The organism is Rhodococcus sp. MALMAid1271 (genome assembly GCF_049195265.1).
Taxonomy (GTDB): Bacteria; Actinomycetota; Actinomycetes; order Mycobacteriales; family Mycobacteriaceae; genus Rhodococcoides.
Genome location: NZ_JBMIRQ010000083.1, coordinates 84916 through 103402, shown reverse-complemented (window position 1 = coordinate 103402; position 18487 = coordinate 84916). Strand labels below are relative to the sequence as shown.

19 protein-coding genes are annotated in these 18487 nt (G+C 65.1%); 8 read left to right on the top strand and 11 right to left on the bottom strand.

The features are described from left to right. The first annotated feature begins 42 nt into the window (after positions 1–42). The gene (locus tag ACOQFP_RS12190; protein WP_421584482.1) at positions 43–1128 is read left to right on the top strand and encodes an endonuclease/exonuclease/phosphatase family protein; all 1086 of its coding nucleotides are present in this window, start codon (positions 43–45) and stop codon (positions 1126–1128) included. After that, positions 1052–1534, top strand: coding sequence for an ASCH domain-containing protein (locus ACOQFP_RS12185; protein ID WP_421584481.1), 483 nt, complete (start codon positions 1052–1054; stop codon positions 1532–1534). The genes ACOQFP_RS12190 and ACOQFP_RS12185 overlap by 77 nt, the downstream gene beginning before the upstream one ends. A 63-nt stretch (positions 1535–1597) precedes the next feature. Here the strand turns inward: ACOQFP_RS12185 and ACOQFP_RS12180 are convergent, their stop codons facing one another. Together ACOQFP_RS12180 and ACOQFP_RS12175 are read right to left on the bottom strand one after the other, a co-directional pair. Then, a complete protein-coding gene (locus ACOQFP_RS12180) occupies positions 1598–2281 on the bottom strand; it encodes a class F sortase (protein ID WP_421584453.1) in 684 nt (227 codons plus the stop codon). A gap of 6 nt (positions 2282–2287) precedes the next feature. Continuing rightward, positions 2288–3637, bottom strand: coding sequence for an ice-binding family protein (locus ACOQFP_RS12175; RefSeq protein ID WP_421584452.1), 1350 nt, complete (start codon positions 3635–3637; stop codon positions 2288–2290). Positions 3638–4020: 383 nt separating this feature from the next. Between ACOQFP_RS12175 and ACOQFP_RS12170 the strand changes: the two genes are divergently transcribed. Further along, positions 4021–4710 carry a TetR/AcrR family transcriptional regulator C-terminal domain-containing protein gene (locus ACOQFP_RS12170; RefSeq protein ID WP_206486712.1) on the top strand — a complete coding sequence of 230 codons (690 nt, stop codon included), beginning with the start codon at positions 4021–4023 and terminating at the stop codon, positions 4708–4710. Positions 4711–4715: 5 nt separating this feature from the next. Here ACOQFP_RS12170 and ACOQFP_RS12165 read toward each other — a convergent pair whose 3' ends face one another. The 3 genes from ACOQFP_RS12165 to ACOQFP_RS12155 all read right to left on the bottom strand — a co-directional run bounded on the left by ACOQFP_RS12165 (position 4716) and on the right by ACOQFP_RS12155 (position 8581). Next, entirely contained in the window at positions 4716–5435 is a 720-nt protein-coding gene (locus ACOQFP_RS12165; protein ID WP_421584451.1) for an alpha/beta fold hydrolase, read from the bottom strand. A gap of 70 nt (positions 5436–5505) precedes the next feature. After that, complete coding sequence (locus ACOQFP_RS12160) at positions 5506–7200, bottom strand: MDR family MFS transporter (protein ID WP_421584450.1); 1695 nt, start codon at positions 7198–7200, stop codon at positions 5506–5508. 106 nt (positions 7201–7306) lie between these two features. After that, positions 7307–8581, bottom strand: a complete 1275-nt coding sequence (locus ACOQFP_RS12155; RefSeq protein ID WP_421584480.1) for an MFS transporter — start codon at positions 8579–8581, stop codon at positions 7307–7309. A gap of 96 nt (positions 8582–8677) precedes the next feature. Here ACOQFP_RS12155 and aroQ point away from each other — a divergent pair, with 96 nt between their 5' ends. From aroQ to ACOQFP_RS12130, 5 genes are all read left to right on the top strand, one after another. Further along, positions 8678–9127, top strand: a complete 450-nt coding sequence (aroQ, locus tag ACOQFP_RS12150; protein ID WP_206486710.1) for a type II 3-dehydroquinate dehydratase — start codon at positions 8678–8680, stop codon at positions 9125–9127. Between the two features lie 46 nt (positions 9128–9173). Beyond that, positions 9174–9944 (top strand): thioredoxin domain-containing protein, encoded by a 771-nt coding sequence (locus ACOQFP_RS12145; RefSeq protein WP_341245092.1) that lies wholly within the window; start codon positions 9174–9176, stop codon positions 9942–9944. A 2-nt stretch (positions 9945–9946) separates the two neighbouring features. Further along, entirely contained in the window at positions 9947–10513 is a 567-nt protein-coding gene (locus ACOQFP_RS12140) for a vitamin K epoxide reductase family protein (protein ID WP_421584449.1), read from the top strand. Between the two features lie 120 nt (positions 10514–10633). Then, the gene (locus ACOQFP_RS12135) at positions 10634–12154 is read left to right on the top strand and encodes an NlpC/P60 family protein (RefSeq protein WP_421584448.1); all 1521 of its coding nucleotides are present in this window, start codon (positions 10634–10636) and stop codon (positions 12152–12154) included. 49 nt (positions 12155–12203) lie between these two features. Then, the gene (locus ACOQFP_RS12130) at positions 12204–12995 is read left to right on the top strand and encodes an acyl-[acyl-carrier-protein] thioesterase (RefSeq protein WP_421584447.1); all 792 of its coding nucleotides are present in this window, start codon (positions 12204–12206) and stop codon (positions 12993–12995) included. Here ACOQFP_RS12130 and ACOQFP_RS12125 read toward each other — a convergent pair. The 6 genes from ACOQFP_RS12125 to ACOQFP_RS12100 are packed head-to-tail and all read right to left on the bottom strand — an operon-like array spanning position 12899 to position 18468. Continuing rightward, complete coding sequence (locus tag ACOQFP_RS12125) at positions 12899–14347, bottom strand: AMP-binding protein (protein ID WP_421584446.1); 1449 nt, start codon at positions 14345–14347, stop codon at positions 12899–12901. The two genes, ACOQFP_RS12130 and ACOQFP_RS12125, sit on opposite strands and share 97 nt — an antisense overlap. Further along, positions 14340–14987 carry an energy-coupling factor transporter transmembrane component T family protein gene (locus ACOQFP_RS12120; RefSeq protein WP_421584445.1) on the bottom strand — a complete coding sequence of 216 codons (648 nt, stop codon included), beginning with the start codon at positions 14985–14987 and terminating at the stop codon, positions 14340–14342. The genes ACOQFP_RS12125 and ACOQFP_RS12120 overlap by 8 nt, the downstream gene beginning before the upstream one ends. Next, positions 14984–15664 carry an ABC transporter ATP-binding protein gene (locus ACOQFP_RS12115; protein ID WP_341245469.1) on the bottom strand — a complete coding sequence of 227 codons (681 nt, stop codon included), beginning with the start codon at positions 15662–15664 and terminating at the stop codon, positions 14984–14986. The genes ACOQFP_RS12120 and ACOQFP_RS12115 overlap by 4 nt, the downstream gene beginning before the upstream one ends. A 10-nt stretch (positions 15665–15674) precedes the next feature. Continuing rightward, positions 15675–16793 (bottom strand): thiolase family protein, encoded by a 1119-nt coding sequence (locus ACOQFP_RS12110; protein WP_421584444.1) that lies wholly within the window; start codon positions 16791–16793, stop codon positions 15675–15677. Then, complete coding sequence (locus ACOQFP_RS12105; RefSeq protein WP_421584443.1) at positions 16790–17941, bottom strand: AMP-binding protein; 1152 nt, start codon at positions 17939–17941, stop codon at positions 16790–16792. The genes ACOQFP_RS12110 and ACOQFP_RS12105 overlap by 4 nt, the downstream gene beginning before the upstream one ends. Further along, positions 17938–18468 carry a biotin transporter BioY gene (locus ACOQFP_RS12100; protein ID WP_374222341.1) on the bottom strand — a complete coding sequence of 177 codons (531 nt, stop codon included), beginning with the start codon at positions 18466–18468 and terminating at the stop codon, positions 17938–17940. The genes ACOQFP_RS12105 and ACOQFP_RS12100 overlap by 4 nt, the downstream gene beginning before the upstream one ends. Positions 18469–18487: the final 19 nt, after the last annotated feature.

Below are 18487 nucleotides of genomic sequence, written 5' to 3'. Positions count from 1 at the left end.
ACCTCGTGTTCGCTTGCCGTATCTACGGTGACGAACGTGAAAATGCCGAGACTTGTGACCGTCACCGTCGCCCTCACTGCCGTTGCCCTCACCGTCGCTGCCGCAGGCTGCTCGGCGACAGACGTCTCCCCCGCCGGCGGACGCGCCTCCGACGAGAGGACGAGCATCCGGGTCGCAACGTTCAACGCAAGTCTCAATCGACCCGAGGCCGGCCAGTTGGTGGCCGATCTGGCCGGCGAGAACGCACAGGCGCGCGCAGTGGCCGACACCATCGCCGCACACTCGCCGGATGTGTTGCTGATCAACGAGTTCGACTACTCGGGTGACGATGCGGCGAGGTTGTTCGGCGAGAACTATCTCGACAACCAGTACCCGTACTGGTACACCGCGCCCGTCAACACCGGTGTGGACTCGGGACTGGACCTGGACCAGGACGGCGAACTCGGCGGCCCGGGCGATGCCTGGGGATTCGGACAGTTCCCAGGTCAGTACGGGATGGTGGTGTTCTCGAAGTATCCGATCGACACAGATTCGGTGCGCACGTTCCAGAACTTTCTGTGGAAGGACATGCCGGATTCACTGTTGCCACGTGACTACTACGGAGATGACTCCGATGCGCTGCGACTGTCCAGTAAATCGCACTGGGACGTGCCGATCGTCGTGAACGGCCGGACTCTGCATGTACTGGCCTCGCACCCCACTCCCCCGTCCTTCGACGGACCGGAAGACCGCAACGGCAAGCGCAATCACGACGAGATCCGGCTCAGTGCCGACTACATCTCCGGCGCGGACTACCTCTACGACGACAAGGGCGTGCGCGGCGGACTGGACGAGGGCGCGTCGTTCGTCATGCTGGGCGATCAGAACAGCGACCCGGTCGACGGCGACTCCGTCGAGGGAGCCATCGCGCAGGTTCTCGATCTACCACGAGTACAGGACCCGGCCCCCACGTCCGATGGACACGGCACGGACACAGCCGATTTCGCCGATCCGACGCCGGGAGACCTGCGCGTGGACTACGTGCTTCCCTCGGACGACCTGACGGTGATCGATTCGCAGGTGTACTGGCCGGATCTACCCGAGCACCCGTCGGACCACCGACTGGTGTGGGCCGATCTCGAAATATGATGCCACCGAACTTCCGATCGTCGAATTCGCCTACCCTGGCCCGCTGCGAGAGACCCTGATTGCGGCTGTTCTGTCCGGTGCCAAGACCACCACGGCCAGCCTGTTGGTTCAGTACCGGGATGAGGCACTGCCGCGAGTCGGCGACCGCGGTGCGGTGGTGGACTCGGCAGGAAATACGGTCGCGGTAGTCGAAACGATCTCGGTAGAAATCGTTGCACTGAAAGATGTTTCGCTGCAGCACGCCCTCGACGAGGGTGAGGGCTACGCCGACGTAGCGCAATGGCGAGCCGGGCATGAGCAGTTCTGGCATTCGACGGAGGTCCGCGAAGAACTGGGCGACCCACACTTCACCGTCGGCGAGAACACGCAGGTGGTACTCGAGCGGTTCACACTCGTTCCGGAGTGAGGCCGGGCGGCCTCGGCAGGGCGCGATCAGCGCACTACTGCTCGCCGACGTCGGTCGACCAACTCAGACGCGATCGGCGTACACGACGATGTTGTCCTCGTAGCTCGACACGTTCGAGTCGAACGGCCCACCGCACGTGATCAGGCGTAGGCCGGGATGATCGATATCGCCGTACACCTTGTCGGAGGGGAACGCGTCCTTCGCATATTGCTCGACTGCACTGACGACGAACCGGACCGCATTGCCGTCCTCGCTGACGATGGTGACCTCGTCACCCTGTTCGAGATCGTGGAGTCGATAGAACACCCCGGGGCTACCACCCCAATCGACATGCCCGGCCACGATCGACGGACCGAGCTGACCTGGAACCGGCGATCCGGTGTACCAGCCGGCCGGAAAGCCTCCCGCCGGAACCTCCATGGAACCGTCCGGAAGCAGACCGAGGCCCATCACATCCGAATCGACGTCGATCGCCGGAATTTCGACGCGGGCCGGAGGCGATCCGGCGGTCGAGGAAGCCGACGGATCTGCGACATCGTCGGTCGGTGCCTCTTCTACCGGAACCGAGATGCTCACCGACGGCGAATTGCTCTCGGTATCAACCGAATCCGACGGCGTTGCACACCCGGAAATCAGCAACAGCGACATGAAGGACACTGCCGCCCCCGCCCGCAGCACGACCCGATACAGGGTGGTGCGGCGGGCGGGGCAGGCAGAAGCCGAGCGCACCTGCGCGAACGAGCGCATCGAAGATCAGCGCCGACGACGAGTCATCATCGTCACCGAGACCGCACCTACGGTGAGCAACGCGAGCACGGTCCACATCGTCACGACCGACGAATCGGACGACGGCGATGACATACTGCCGTCACCGGTTTCTACGCCACCATTGGGAATCTGCGTGATCTGACCACCCGGGTTGTACGTGCCCGGCTGATCAGGGCCACTCGGAGTGTTGGGCTGGTTCGGAGTGTTCGGCTGGTTCGGTGTGTTCGGCTGGTTGGGAGTGTTGGGCTGATTCGGCGTGTTCGGCTGATTCGGCTGATTCGGCGTGTTCGGGACGCCCGGGATCGGTGGGAGCGTGATGCCGGGAATCGGAGGTAGGCCCGGAATCGGGGGCACATCGATCACGATCGGCGGTGTACCGCCACCATCACCCGGCGTGCCCGGAGTACCGCCACCATCACCCGGCGTCGTCGTGACGGGCGGCGTGGTCACCGGAGGCGTCGTCGTAACGGGAGGCGTGGTCACCGGAGGCTCCGTCGTGACGGGCGGCGTGGTCGTGACAGGAGGCGTGGTCGTCGGAGGCGTCGTGGTCACCGGAGGCTCGGTTGCCCCACAGCCGGGGTTGGTGATGGTGTTCGAGTCGAGGGTGACGGCACCGTCGAGAGCCAGCAGTCGCCCCTGCACATCGGCATTGGTGGTCGCAGTGATCGACGCCCGAGCCATGACCGTTCCCACGAAATCGGTATTGGTACCGAGCGTGGCCGAGCTTCCGACCTGCCAGAACACATTGCAGGCGTTGGCCCCGTTGATCAGCGAGACACTGCTGTCGGACGCCGTGATCAACGTGGATGCAGCTTGGAAGATGAACACAGCATTGGCGTCGCCCTGCGCATCGAGTGTCAGTGTTCCGGTGAGGCCGAGCGTGCCAGAGCCGTACAGGCCGGCCAGCAGTGTCTGACCACCCAGTTCGACTCCGGTAGAGGTTGCTCCCGGCCGTCCGGCCGCGTCGTCGTACCCGGTACTCAGATCCGCTTTTGCCTGCGCCGCAACCGAATTACGATCGTTGACAACCCCGCTGGTGAGCTCACCCGGCGGGAATCCGGTGATGAACGGTTCGACACCGACGCCAGGGCTCACTCCGATGTTGCCGCCGATTTTCGACGGTCCGGTGTTCGTGATCTTGGAACCGGCCAGCACGGCATAGCTCGCGGCGGTTCCCAGCCCGACGGTAGTCGGCTGAGCGAGCGCGAGAGGGGCATTGACCAGCATCAGTGCGCTGGTTGCGAGAGCGATCGTCCCGGCCAGCGGGACGAGAGCCCGGCCGCGACCGGGGGCGGTGGATGGATGACTGGGCGGCGGAACGTGCATGGATTGCATACCGATCTGCTTGGAGGGTCCGAAGCAGGCGTGTTGTCGGCTTCGGGTGTCAACCGACGAGTTCTCGACGAATTGGTCTGTGCTTCAGTAGATCCGCACCTATCGAGCGTCCGGTCTGCTCATCACTGAGGCGTGGCGAAGAGATACTTCGATGGCGTCGCCGGCCAGCTGTCGGCAGCCGGGCGACAGGAATGTACATCAGCGAAGGCTCGGTCCCACTCCGCGACTAAGAGTTTCCCCGTATCTCTACGGTGTAGGGCTACAGCCCACCACGTGTAGGGTAAGCAGTCAAGCCAAAGTCGTTGTCGAACAACAAGTTTGTTTACGGGCCGCTAAACGGTCGATACGCTTCTCATCGAAACGACGGAAGGCGGTGGGAGCCGATGGCTCCTTCGGACCAATTCTTCTCGAGCTCCAGAGCAAAGATCGATCGTGAGTTCGTGGTGTCAGCGGCACTGTCCATCGTCGACCGAACCGGACTGGAGAGTCTGTCGATTCGGAACCTGGCGGCATCGATCGATCGCGATCCGATGACGGTGTACCGCTACGTTCCCACCAAGGAAGCGCTGCTCGACGCCGTCGCCGATTCCATCCTCCGCACGCTCGTCACGGTCGATGTCGACGATTGCCGGTGGCAAGAGCAATTGAGGACATTCGCTCGGCACTACCGCGAATTGGCCATTGCCCATCCGAACGCGGTGATTCTGCTGTCGACGCGGCCGCAGCGCACCCCTCTCGGCCTGGGCACGTCTCGATCTCTGGCGTCGCTCGAGAGCGTACTCGGCCTGTTGTCCAACGCAGGATTCACTGTGCCCGAGGCACTTTCGACCTATCGGATGCTGAAATCCTTCCTCCGAGGTCACGTGCTGAGCGAGACGCAGGAAGCCGGCAGGAGTGCAGACGAGACCGGCGATCTCGTACGTCTGGCACTACGCCGACTCCCCACCGGCGAATTTCCGCTGCTGTCCACCCTGCCTTCGCTCATCACGGCGTACGACGGTGCCCGCGAGCTCGAGCGGGGACTGGACGTGCTGTTCGAGGGCATCGGCCGAACCGTCGGCCACACAGGCTGAGACGGTCAGATTCGCCGGATCGGCGCGAAGGTCTGCACTGGGTCGTGGGTGAGGAAGTCCAACAGAATCGCGTTGCACAGCGCGGGCTTCTCGACCAGCAACCCATGCGAGGTTCCCGGCACGATCGCCAGTTCGGCGACGGGCACGCTTCGGTAGAACTCGGCCGCGTGCTCGATGCTCACCTCGTCGTCGTCGCCGATCATCACGAGCGTGCGCACCGCGAGCTCGGCAAGGTCGTTCGCCGCGAGAGCTGGGGCACTTCGATGCATGTCGTCGAGATCGCGCGCGAATTCGGATCTGTCCGCCCCGTCGGAGACACCCCCGCCCCACCCATCTCGGTGAAACACGCCCGCTACGCATGCGAGCCGATCCACCAGGTCCGGCCGCTGCAACGCGACGAGGAGAGCCACCACCGCGCCATCGCTGCATCCGGCCAACCGAGCCGGCCCGCCGACGACATTCTCGAGGAACTCGATCATGTCCGACGCCATCGCCGCGAACGTCATGGGCGAAACATTCGCCGTGCGCCCATGGCCTCGGCGTTCCGGCGTGTAGACGCGAAACGCCGAGGCCAGCGACGCCGTGGTGACGTCCAGGGCCGTCGAATCCACCCCACCCGGATGCATCAGCACCACGGGGGCACCCGGCTCAGACCCCTCGCCGGTGTCGGCGAACCAGGTTCGCACCGGACCGAGCTGCACGTAGCCGTCTCTGTGTTTCGTCACATCGAAACAGACCGGGCCCGGCCGCGGAAGTAACCGGGCCGGGCCTCGGCAGAGCACCTCGCGTGCCCTCTTACTTCTCCCCTGCCTGTTCGGCCGCACTGGCCTCCTCGTCCCGCTGCTGCCGAGCTGCAGCCAGTCCCGATTGCGTGCGCAGCGGAACCTCCTTCAGGAAGAGCACCAGTACGAATCCGAGGACCATCAGAATCGACACGGCCAGGAACACGTAGTCCATGGCGTCGGAGAACCCGATGCGGAAAGGCTCGGCGAGTGCGGGTTCGAGCTTCTGGATGAACGAGCTGTCCTGCAACGCACTGCCTGCGACCGAGGCATCACCCGAGGCGATCGCCTGAGCGAAGCCGGATTCGAGTGGATCGGAACTGCCTGCCGCACTCTGCACCGCCTGCTGGAATGCCGGCGTCGAACTCGCGGCCATCAGTGCGTCCCCCGTCTTCGGGGTGAGCTGCGTGAACAGCATCGACAGGAACACCGCAACGCCGACCGTCGCGCCGATCTGCCTGAAGAACGTTGCGGCAGAGGTGGATACACCCATGTCCTTGGGCGGCATCGCGTTCTGGATCGCCAGTGTCAGCGGCTGCATCATGGACCCGAGGCCGAGACCGAACAGGCCCATCACGACCATCGTCTGCCACAACGGGGTGTCGGCGTGGACGTAGTGGAAGATAAACATCGCAACGGCCATCAGCGCGGTGCCGACGATCGGAAAGATCTTGTAGCGTCCCGTCTTCGAGATCAACCGACCCGACACGATCGAGGCGATCATCAGAGCTCCGACGAGCGGCAAGGTCTGATAACCGGCCAGCGTCGGTGAGGATCCCTTGACCACCTGCAGGTACTGCGGCAGCAGTGAGATGCCGCCGAACATGGCGGCACCTGCGATGACGCTGACAGCAATGCACAACGAGAACAATGGGTTTCGGAAGAACCGCATGGGGATCAATGCGTCGTCGCCCATCTTGATCTCCGCGAGCACGAAGGCGAGGACGCCCACGATGCCGACTCCGAAGCACAGCAGGGCGCGCGGCGAACTCCAGCCCCATACGCGTCCTTGCTCGGCGATGATGAGCAGCGGCACCAGGCCCACACCGAGTAGTAGAGCGCCCCACCAGTCGACGCGCGCCTCACGCCGGTACACGGGCAGATTCAGCACCCGCCAGACGACGATGAGCGCGATGATGCCGAACGGGACGTTGATGTAGAAAACCCAACGCCAGCCCGTGATTCCGAGGATCGACGACTGCCCGGCCAGGAGTCCGCCGATCACCGGGCCGAGCACACTCGATGTGCCGAACACCGCCAGGAAGTAACCCTGATACTTGGCTCGTTCTCGGGGCGGCACGATATCGCCGATGATCGCCAACGCCATCGACATCAGTCCACCGGCACCGAGTCCCTGGATGGCGCGGAATGCGGCGAGCTCGTACATCGACGTCGCGATACCGCACAGCATGGACCCGATGACGAAGATCGAGATGGCCGCCATGAAGAACGGCTTGCGGCCGTAGAGGTCCGAGAGCTTGCCGTACAACGGGGTGGACACCGTCGAGGTGATCAGGTACGCCGTGGTGACCCAGGCAAGGACCGAGAACCCGTTCAGGTCGTCGGCGATGGTGCGGACCGATGTCGACACGATGGTCTGGTCGAGGGCAGCGAGGAACATGCCCATCATCAGGCCGGACAGAATGGTCATGATCTGACGGTGCGAATACTCGCCGCTCACGGGAGTCGCTTCTCGCTCGGTAACCATCTCTTTAATACACCTTTACGTAATGCTTGCTTGTGTCCTGCAACGATATTGGACCAACAGCATGCGCGCAGAATCGCATCGGTGCAACGAGATAACGGGAGGTCGTTCACCTACCCCTGATTCGGTCACGCACCTCACGCATCGTGTGAGGGTGGATGCCCTCCGCAGCGAGCACCTTCCTGGTCTCCCGACGCGTCGAGAGAACACCGATGATGGCGACGATCCACACCGGGAACTGAGCGAGCATCGCCAACCGAAAGGCGTCGAAGGAGTAGCCGCCCGCCGCATCGAGAATCCAGCCGATCGCAGCGATGACCAACAGCGACGCCGAGAAACCGCCGATGTTCACCATCCCCTGCGCCGTCCCCAGATTGGCACTCGGATTGAACGTGCGGGCGTAGTCGAAGCCGATCACCGAACCGGGGCCACCCACCGAGATCACCACCACGAGCAGCACCAACAACCACAGCGGAGCAGGACCTGGAAGCGCCAACACGATCGCCCACATCGTGGCGTTACTGATCATGATCGCCAGCACCAGCCACGACCGTCGCATCGGATAACGCCCGGTGAGCAACCCCAAGACGATGCCCGACGCCACCGCGGACAGCACCGACACCGTCAGCAACGCGCCGGCCGTCGACGCCGACAGCCCTTGCGCCGAGGTCAGGTACGGCACCCCCCACAGCAAGGCGAACACCGTGATCGAGAACTGGGTGCCCATGTGCGAGAAGAAGCCGAGCCGGGTTCCCGGCCGGCGCCACACCGCAGCGATGGAGGCAAGGGTGTTCCGCAGCGACGCCGACTGAGGTTCCGCGGTCACCGCTCCACCGTCCGGGCGATCTCGAACGAACGCGAGCACCAGCACGAGGGCGAGCAGTCCCAACGCTGCCGCGCTGCCGAACGCGAACGTCCAGCCCGGGCCGTTCAACAGAATCAGGAACGGAACCGCCGAGAGCACCTGCCCGAGTTGTCCCAGCAGACCGGTCAACTGCGAGACGATCGGCACCCGACGCGGCGAGAACCAGTGCGGTACCAAGCGGAGCACCGAGACGAAGGTGAGTGCGTCACCCACGCCGACCAAGGCGCGCGCGGCAACCGCAACCGGCAGCGAATCGGTGAGCGCCAACGTGATCTGCGCCGACCCCATGATCAACGCGCCCGCCGCGATCATCCGTCGTGATCCGATCCGGTCCAGCAACACCCCGGCCGGGATCTGCATCCCCGCGTACACGATCACCTGAAGCACCACGAACGAGGACAGCAGCGACGGTGACACCGAGAACCGATCCGCAGCGCTGAGCCCGGCGACCCCGAACGACGTCCGATGCAGCACCCCGACCACGTAGGCGAACACGCCGATGCCCCACACCAGCCACACGGACCGTCCAGTACTCACGGGACGATTGTGTCAACACCACTGTGCAAGGATCGGACCCGGTAGTACGCATTTTCCAGATTTGTTCGCGGCAAGAAAGTGAGTGACGTCTTGGCCAAGCAGGTGCTGGTACTCAACGGTCCGAATCTGAACATGCTCGGCACTCGGCAGCCGCAGGTGTACGGCCACGCCACCCTCGCCGACATCGTCGCGCTGTGCGAGCAGTCCGCTGCTGCCCACGGCCTCACCGTCACCGCCGAACAGTCCAACCACGAAGGCCAGCTCATCGACTGGATCCACCAGGCCCGCGGGGTGGCGTCGGGCATCGTCATCAACCCGGGCGGATTGACCCATACCTCCGTGGCGCTGCGCGACGCCCTCGTCATCCCCGAGGTGCCGATCATCGAGGTCCATATCAGCAACGTGCACGCCCGCGAGGAGTTTCGGCACCACTCGTTCGTGTCCCCTATCGCCAGCGGCGTCATCGCCGGACTCGGGATCGACGGGTACCGATTCGCCATCGAACGGCTCGCCACTCTCCTCGGTTGACCCAGCTCTCATCAAGTGCTCAGGATCGACTGCCTACACTGGCCGCGTGAACACGAGCAAAAAAGCCTCCAAAGGCAACGGGGCATCCAAAGACATCAGGGCCATGCAGAACGGCGACAAGAACCGCCGCACCCTGATTCAGATCCTCGTCGCCGTGGTTCTGATTGCTCTGGTAGCGGCAATTGCTCTGTTCATCGTCAACAACAGGTCGACGTCGGGCGACGCGTCGACCGCCACGAGCTCCGCTCAGGGGCCACAACTGACGCCTACCTCCCTGACCGACAACGGGGCCATCCGCTTCGGCAATCCCGATGCCACCACCGTGATCAGCGTCGTCGAGGACTTCCAGTGCCCGGCGTGCAAGGCCTTCGAGTCCACCAGCGGATCGACACTTCAGCAGCTGGCCGACGCAGGCAACGTCGCCGTGGACTACCGCCCCATTGCGATCCTCGACCGTTTCTCCAACGGCGCGATGTACTCGACGCGGGCGGCAAATGCCTCGATCTGCGTCGCCGAGAACGATCGAGACAGCTGGATGAACTGGCACACGACGATGTTCGAGAAGCAGCCGCCCGAGAACGGCACCGGCCTGCCCGATGACGAGCTCGTCGCCATCGCGGCATCGGCAGGAGCCGACTCCCCCGAAACCGCGTCGTGCATCACCGATGGCAGCTACACCGATTGGGTCACCAGCCAGACGCAGTCCGTCATCAGCGAGGGCATCAACGGGACGCCGAACGTGCGCGTGAACGGCACCGAGATCAGTAACCCGACGCCGGAGAACATCCTGGCGGCAGCGGCCGCGGCCGGCAACTGACCATGAAGGCCCGCGCCGGTGCGGTAGTTTTCACTGCCTTCAGCGCTCTCGGTCTGCTCGCCGCGCTGACGCTGACCATCGAGCGCATCAAGTTGCTCGAGGACGCGTCGTACGTGCCGTCGTGCAGCCTGAACCCCGTGCTCTCCTGCGGTTCGGTGATGGTGACCAAGCAGGCGGCGCTGTTCGGCTTTCCCAACCCCATCCTGGGCATCGTCGCATTCTCGGTGGCACTCGTGGCAGGCGTTCTGCTGCTCGGCCGCATCGAACTGCCCCACTGGTTCTGGCTTGGAATGAGCGCGGGCCTGTTGCTGGGCGAGGTGTTCATCCACTGGCTGATCTTCGAGAGCCTGTACACGATCAATGCGCTGTGCCCTTACTGCATGGTTGTGTGGACGGTGACGATGCCGCTGTTCGTCTTGGCCCTGAGCCGACTGATCGCGCGCGAGAACCCCGGCACCGTCGGCCGTCTCTTTCTCGAATGGCGGTGGACCCTGCTGGCTGTGTGGTACGCAATCGTCATCGCGCTCATCGGGATCCGCTTCTCGGACTATTGGGCATCCCTGTTCTGAACAGTTTCGCAGTTCTCATGAGTCGATCGGCCTCACCGTGCATGATGGGTACAGCACCCGAGTGAGCCTGATCACACCTGCTGGCTCGGGGGAGATCGTTCGAGTAGCAGGAGTCGATACATGGCAGGCGATCCCATCGCAGTCATCGTTGCCGTCATCGTGTCCGCCGCGGGTGCCGTCGCTGGAACGGACGCCCCAGCTCCGTTACAGAATCAGACGGTGAAGGACCAGGCCGCTGATATCGCGGCCACCGCCGAAGACCAAGCGAAGACCATGACCGATCAGTGGGACGAACTGCTGGGCAGCATGCCCGAGCCCGCCGCAGAAGTTGCCGACCGCACACTGACCGACGCCGCCGAGGGACTGCACACCGCCGTCGAACCGATGCTCCCCGATCTTCCGACGGTCGCCGAGATCGAGACTGCGGATGCCGACGCGACCGCACCCGACTCGGCCCCGGGCACGGCAGCCGAAACCCCTGGCGGCGCAACTGCGGCGACGACTGCTCCGGCGGCCCAGTCCAACGCCCCGCTTCCGTTCAGTGTGTTCTCCTCGAATGCAGCGACGCCGAATGCAGCGACGCCGAGTGCGCTGTCCACCGCTGCCGCCGCCCTCGGCGCAGGTGCGGTGCAGTTCGCCGGGCAGACCTATTCCGCCGTCGATCTCGCCACCCAGACCGCATTCATGGCCTCGGCCGAGGCCATTCGGCGCGCATTGTTCCCCGGGCAGCCTGCGACGTTCACCGGCATCAACCTGAGTCCGGTGGGAGCCATCACCGCCTTCGTGCCGTGGCTGCAGAAGGCAGGCACCATCTGCGGGGGCGTCAAAGCCACCACGATTGCCGCCCTCTACGCCGCCGAAAACGGTTTCAGGTACGGCCCTACCGCGCCGGTCTCGAGTACCGGCGCGCGAGGACCAGGGCAATTCATGCCGAGCACCTGGGCTACCTACGGCAAGGACTACGACGGAAACGGCGTCGTCGACGTCAACAGCATCGGCGACGCGGTGATGGCGTCGGGCACATTGCTGTGCGATATCTACGGGCAGGTCGAAGGTTGGAAGCGTGAGGGCAAGGTATCCGGCGACACCCTCGACCTGACTCTCGCCGGGTACAACGCGGGGGCGGGAGCGGTGCTGCGGTCCGGCGGTATGCCGTCGGGCACAGTCGATTACGAGACGCAGACCAAGCCGTATGTGGCACGCATCCGGGCGACCGAGGCACAGTTCGCCGCGATCCTGACCCCGTTCGCCGGTCTCGATCTCACCGGAATCGGTGGCCGGGCAGTGCAATTGGCGATGGACTACCTGGGACTGCCCTATGTCTGGGGAGGCGGAAACATCAACGGACCCTCCGGCGGAGGATTCGACTGCTCCGGACTGACCTCGTACGCCCTGTTCAAGGCATCGGGCGGAAAAGTGACACTGCCCCGCACGTCGGAGACGCAGTGGAACGTCGGCACCGAGGTTCCGATGGAACTCGCCCAACCCGGTGATCTCCTCTTCGGAAACTGGGGACCTGCAGGCCCGGGCCACGTGGCGATCTACATGGGCAACGGCCAGATGGTGCATGCACCCACCACCGGCGACGTCGTCCGGGTGGCACCGGTATTCGACGGAATGCGAGCCCGCCACATCATCTGACAGCACATCGCGCGCGCCCGAGTACTGGTCGCCCGAGTACAGTGCGAACGTGACCAATGCGCGTGTGGAACCGGGTGGCTTCGACGACGAACTCGCTCCCGAGCCACCGCCGGGTGAGGGCTTCGAGACCAGCTGGCCGGTGCGTACGGGAGACATCGATCCGAACAATCGGCTCCGATTCGACGGCGTGGCCCGCTATCTACAGGACGTCGGCACCGACAACCTCGACGCCACTCCCCTCGGCAAGACCGACCCGATGTGGATCGTCCGGCGCACCGTCATCGACGTCATCGAACCCATCCACTTCCCGGATCGTGTGCACCTGCGCCGGTGGTGCTCGTCGATGTCGACGCGATGGTCGAACATGCGAGTGGCGCTGACGACGCCGAAGGGCGGACGCATCGAGACCGAGGGCTTCTGGATCAACATCAGCAAGGACACGGGGATGCCGACGCGCATCAGCGACGGGGCACTGGAAATGCTGGCCCGAACCACCGACCAGCACCGGCTGCGATGGAAGGCATGGCTGACCGAGCCGGTGCCGACGGAGTCGCCCACCGATCTCCACTTTCCTTTGCGCGCAACCGATATCGATCCGTTCAACCACCTCAACAATGCTGCCTACTGGCATGCGATCGAGGAGCTGCTGGTGGACTTGCCGGAGCTGGCCGCCGTGCCGCACCGCGCCGTCATCGAATATCTGACCCCGGTGCTCGGCCACGAACGTGTCTCCCTGCGCCACCGTTACGACGGCGGCGCGTTGACCGTCTGGTTCGTCGTCACAGGAGCATCGGGAGAGCCGACGGTCCGCACCGTGGCCAAGGTTGCGCCCAAGGCTTGACGGTCGAGCTTGCCGCGTGGTGTTCGGGGCAGGGAAGCCACGACGGCGATCACCACCGGCATGCTCGGCCCCGGCAGCACGGTGCGTAGGTGGCGGCGAATCTGCGCCACCGATATCGGATCGGTCTGTGCAACAACAACTCCAGCCGCAGGCTCCTCACCGGCTCGCTCGTGGGGCAGCCCGACCACCCCGGCCTCGAGCACACCGGGAATTGCGAGCAGCGCCGCTTCGATCGGAACCAACTCGACGTTGAGACCGGCCCGGACGATCGTCTCGCTGCCACGGCCGTGCAGGATCAGTCGCCCCTGTTCGACACTGCCACGATCGCCGACCGTCATCCACCCGTCGTCGTCCGGTCCTCCGGCCACCGACTCCAGCTCCCCCGAACGACCCAGATAGCCGTCGAACAGCATGTCACTGCGGACGTAGAGCAGCTCGTCCCTACTCTCGACCTCGACGCCGTCGAACAACGCGCCTTCCATCTCCGCGCCGACGGCAGTTCGACGGTCGTACGAGACGAAACTCAACTCCGATGCGCCGTAGAAGTGCGTCATTGTTGCGTTCGGTAGGGCCGTCGCCAGTGCCGCTCGACCCGACTCCGCCCACCGCGCCGCAGACGAGAGCACCTCACGGACACTCGCCGATCGCCGTCCCGAACGAGCGATGTCCCAGGCAATGGTGGGTACCGAATACAGATGGCTCGCAGCGTCGGCGAGAGCCGCTGCCGGCTCCCGCAGATCTACCGTCGCACCACGAGTGAGTCCATGCACAGCGCCGTAGAGGAAGTGCGTGTGATCGAGTGTGCCGGGTGCGGACACCCGATCGCCTGGACCGAGATCGAACAGGGCATCGGAGCGATCGAGCGTCGCCGCCCACGACGCATGATTGCGCACGAACAACTTGGGTGGCCCGGTGGTTCCGGACGTGATGCCCACCAGAAGCTCCGAACTCGGCGAAGGACCACCGACGGAGCCGGGGATGCCGGTAGCGAGATCGGCCGGAGCCCGAACGTTGTGCGCGCCCCACGTGTGCAGCCGTGCATGCGAGCGCGGGTGCGCTGCGATCACCGACGGCTCGCACACCCTCATCGCCTCGGCGAATTCGCTGGGCACGAGATGCCGATGCAACAGAACGACACTCACGCCCGCATGCATCGCCGCCAGCACGACGACCAGCGACCCGATATCGGACGTCGGCAACACCGCGATGCGCCGCATCCCTACCAGGGCACCAGCTGTGCGCTCGACTCGATCCCAGAATCGGCGGTAGGTGATCTCGCCCGTCGCGTCGACAAGCGCAGCGTTGTGGCTCCCGGAATGACGTGCCACGCGGGCAGGGAGCAACTCACTCACGTTCGGCACCGTCGTCGTCTACCCGGTCGTCGTCTACACCGTCGTCGTCTACACCGCGGGCCACGAGGGCATCACCCATTGCATCGGCGGTGCGCAGCGCGCGCACCAGGACCGGAGTGGCCAGGGCCGTCATCGACCACTGCAGTCCGCGTGCTTTGCGGGCCTGCGATACCTCCTGCACGATGGACGCGAGCAGCGGGATGCAGCGGATGGCCAGGGCGAGAAGCAGACCGATGCGATCGGGGTCGACGCCGAAGCGTCGGACCGGACCGAGCGATCGGGTGACGGTGTCGAGCATGTCGGTCACTCGGGTGGTCAACGTGACCAGGGCCGCCAGGGCCACGGAGATCACCAGCACCCCGCACACCACGAGAGCGCGTTGCCAGGTGGTGAACAGGACCTGGAACACGCCGATGATCAACAGCATCCACAACACCGGACGCAGCTGTGCCAGTGCGACTTTCACCGGGATTCGGGCTACCGCGAACAGAGCGGCGACGAGAACGGCCACCATACCCACCTCGAGCGGTGTGCGGGCAAAGATCACCGTCGCCAGAATCGCGAGGATCAACGCCAGCAGCTTCGACCCCGGACTCATCCGGTGCAGCAACGAGGTGCCGGGACGGTAGAGACCGATCATCCGATCAACTCCCGATACGCCGGGACTGCAGCGTCCGGGGCACCGTCGAAGGCGACCCGGCCGTCGTCGATGACGATGACTCGCTCGAAACTGTCCAGTAATGCCAGTTGGTGGGTCACGACGATGACTTGCTGGTCCATCGAATCCAACGCCTGCGCGACGACGCGTCCGTTGCGCAGATCCAGCAGCGTGGTCGGCTCGTCGGCCACGACCACCTCTGGCCGCCTGATGAGCACGGCACCGATCGCCAACAGCTGCTTCTGTCCACCCGAGAGCAGGTGCGCCGGGTGGTCGCGGTGCTGATCGAGACGGAAGCGGACGAGAATCTCCTCCACCCGCTCGGCCACCTCGGCCTTGCTCAAACCGGACCTGCGGAGCGAGAACGCGAGATCCTCCGAGACAGTGGGCATCACGATTTGCGAATCGGGGTCGGTGAACACGAACCCGACCTTCTTGCGGACCTGCGCCCCCTTCTTGGCTGCATCGACGCCGTCGACGGTGACACGGCCGGTATCGGGCTTGATCAGCCCGTTGATCATTCGCGCGAGGGTGGACTTGCCGGACCCGTTCGATCCGATGATGCCGATGCGGCGCTCGTCGAATGCGAGATCGATGCCGCGCAGAACCTGCCGCTCTCCGAACGAGTGGGAAATGTTCTCGAACCTGACCGTGCTCATCGAATCCTGCTCATGCCACTCGCTCCACCAACATCGCTATACCTTGCCCGCCGCCGATGGCGCAGGCTGCCAATCCCAGTGCCGGACCGTTCGGTTGCAGCATCCGTGACGCCAACCGCACCAGCAGAATCGCACCCGATGCACCCCACGGATGACCCATCGCGATGGCTCCACCCTCCGGGCAGATCCGCTCTTCGTCGAGACCCAACTCGTCCGAGACCGCGAGTACCACCGATGCGAATGCCTCGGTGATCTCTATCGTGTCGATGTCTGCGGGACGCACCCCGGTCCGGGCGAGCAGCTTCTCGATCGCCGGCACCGGGCCGAGGCCGGGAAGAGCCGGATCGGACCCGGCGACCGCACTGCCGAGAACACGCAACGCAGACATCCCAGCTGCCCGCTCGGCCGTGGTGAGGGCCAGAACCGCTGCGCCATCCGATATTCCGCACGAGTTACCCGCCGTCACCGTGCCGTCGGGGGTGAACGTGGGGCGGAGCCTGCGGAGCCGCTGGACGGTCATGTTGGGGCGGATGCGCTCATCGCGTCCGACATCGTTCACCGTGACGATCTCGGCCGAGAAGTCGCAGGCCGCCGCGCGCGCGAACGACCGCGCTGCATACGCATCTTGGCGTTCGCGCCCGATACCGCGGATTCGCGCGAGGTCGTCCGCGGCCACACCCATGTCCGGGTCCTCGAAGCCGTGTGGAGCGAACGGCGCTCGCGTGTAGCGGACCGGGTCTGCGCCGTCCACCGGTGGCCAGAATCGCCACGGGCTGGTGCTGGCCGATTCGACGCCGCCGGCCAGAATCAGCGTCTCGTCGCCGGCGCGGATACGCGACGCAGCCTGCACGACGGCGTCGAGCCCCGATCCGCACTGCCGATCGACGGTGACTCCGGGAACGCCGACACCGAGACCCGCGAGCAGCGACGAGACCCGCGCGAGGTCGCCGCCGGGACCGAGGCAGTTGCCGAGGATCACGTCGTCGATCGGGCTGTCGATCGAACTTACTTGTTCTGCAACCGCTTTCAACACCGGTCCGGCGAGGTTCGGGGCAGTGACCTCGGCGAAGCCATGCCCGGCGATGCCGATTGCCGTGCGCTTCGCCGCAACGATCACCGGCACAGTCACTGCAGGGCCCCTCGTGCGATCTTGCCGCTCGCGGTGCGGGGCAACTGCTGCACCACCGTCCACCGTCGCGGCAACGCTTCCTTGGCCATGACTGCGCGAGCCTCGGCGCGAACGAGGTCGAGTTCGCGGGTTCCGTCGAGTTCGATCACAGCGCAGACCGTTTCGCCGAGTACCGCATGTGGTGTACCGATCGCGGCGGCAGCCCGGACACCGTCGAGCGCGGTCAAGATGTTCTCCACGTCCTCGGCGATCACGGTGGTTCCGCCCACGTTGATCGCTGCATCCCCGCGTCCGTGGACGAGGAGTTCGGTGCCGTTCAGTTCGGCCAGATCACCGACGCCAAACCAGCCGCGCGCATCGAGCGCGGCGTACGGCGATCGAACGAACAGGTAGCCGTCCTCGGTGCGTGCTTCGACCTCCCGAAGCAGACGCAGCGCAGAATGTTCGCCCACCACGCGCGTGGCCACCAACGACAGTTCTGCCGAGCCGTAGTACTCGACGAGTCGGATTCCGCGTGTCGAGATCGCCTGCTCCGCAGCTGAGCCGAGGCCGGCTCCTGCCGACACCGCGAGCCGAGCGCGCGGCATTCGGCCGACCACCTCGCGGAGCACTGCAGGCACAGCGTGCACTGCGGTGGCCTCGGCCGGGTCATCGGTGACGCAGGCCCCCAGCCACAGTGCGTGCACCGCGGCGAACAGATGCATCGTGGCGTGCAGCGGCCCGGTGATCAACACGGTGTCGGTGGGGCGGATCCCGGTGATGTCGGTGAACTCGGGGAAACTGTCGGCCCACGACTCGGCCGTGCGAGCGAGCGGTTTCGGGCGGCCGGTGGAACCGGAGGTCGCCACCAGCAGGAACGCGTCAGGATCGGGGTGCGCAGGGCGTTCGGGACGGGTGGCCGGGTCCTCGACTCGCACCGCGCTCCCCTGCCGCGCCGCTGCGAGAACGCAGATCAAGGCATCGGGCAGATCGAGCGCTGATGCGTCGTGGGATCGAGCGCTGTGCGATCGAGCGCTGTGGGATCGAGCGCCGTGCGGTGGGAGGGAGGGCCATTGCTCGACGGCTGCGTCGAGTTCGGCGTAGGTGAGGGTGCGATCCGCCCAGACGATGGCGGGGTCGCTCCCTCTCCCTCCCAGCTCGACGGTCACTTCGTGATCAGACCGGGGTACGCACGGTGCACGCTCTTGGCCACGACGGTGGCGACGACGACTTTGGCAACGTCACCGGGCAGGAACGGGCCGTTGGAGGTGATGGCGGCCCAGAACCCGACATCGGTGCGTAGGAACAGTCCGATGATGCCGAACACGTAGATGACGAGGATGCCGCCGACCGCGTTGATCAGAAGACCGAGCGGAATCGAGTACTTGGGCAGGATGCGTGCGGTGAGTAGGCCGATCAGGAATGCGGCAGGAATCCAGCCGATCAGGTAGCCGACGGTGGGCCCGGCCATCGCCGACAACCCGGTACGTCCGCCTGCCAGCAGGGGCAGGCCGATCATGGTCAGCGCGAGGAACACCAGGACCGCGGCCGTGCCTTTACGGGCACCGAGGATCGCGCCGCACAGGATGATGCCGAGGGTCTGGAGGGTGATGGGGACGCCCGAGAATCCGACCGTGATCGATCCCGGCAGACCGAGGGCGGCGATGAGCGCCGCGAACACTGCGATCTGTGCCATGTCGCGGGCAGAGACGTTC

Coding starts and splice junctions, on each gene's coding strand:
- ACOQFP_RS12190 (WP_421584482.1), top strand. CDS start 43: ATGCCGAGACTTGTGACCGTCACCGTCGCCCTCACTGCCGTTGCCCTC.
- ACOQFP_RS12180 (WP_421584453.1), bottom strand. CDS start 2,281: ATGCGCTCGTTCGCGCAGGTGCGCTCGGCTTCTGCCTGCCCCGCCCGC.
- ACOQFP_RS12175 (WP_421584452.1), bottom strand. CDS start 3,637: ATGCAATCCATGCACGTTCCGCCGCCCAGTCATCCATCCACCGCCCCC.
- ACOQFP_RS12170 (WP_206486712.1), top strand. CDS start 4,021: ATGGCTCCTTCGGACCAATTCTTCTCGAGCTCCAGAGCAAAGATCGAT.
- ACOQFP_RS12160 (WP_421584450.1), bottom strand. CDS start 7,200: ATGGTTACCGAGCGAGAAGCGACTCCCGTGAGCGGCGAGTATTCGCAC.
- ACOQFP_RS12140 (WP_421584449.1), top strand. CDS start 9,947: ATGAAGGCCCGCGCCGGTGCGGTAGTTTTCACTGCCTTCAGCGCTCTC.
- ACOQFP_RS12135 (WP_421584448.1), top strand. CDS start 10,634: ATGGCAGGCGATCCCATCGCAGTCATCGTTGCCGTCATCGTGTCCGCC.
- ACOQFP_RS12120 (WP_421584445.1), bottom strand. CDS start 14,987: ATGATCGGTCTCTACCGTCCCGGCACCTCGTTGCTGCACCGGATGAGT.
- ACOQFP_RS12115 (WP_341245469.1), bottom strand. CDS start 15,664: ATGAGCACGGTCAGGTTCGAGAACATTTCCCACTCGTTCGGAGAGCGG.
- ACOQFP_RS12100 (WP_374222341.1), bottom strand. CDS start 18,468: ATGGCACAGATCGCAGTGTTCGCGGCGCTCATCGCCGCCCTCGGTCTG.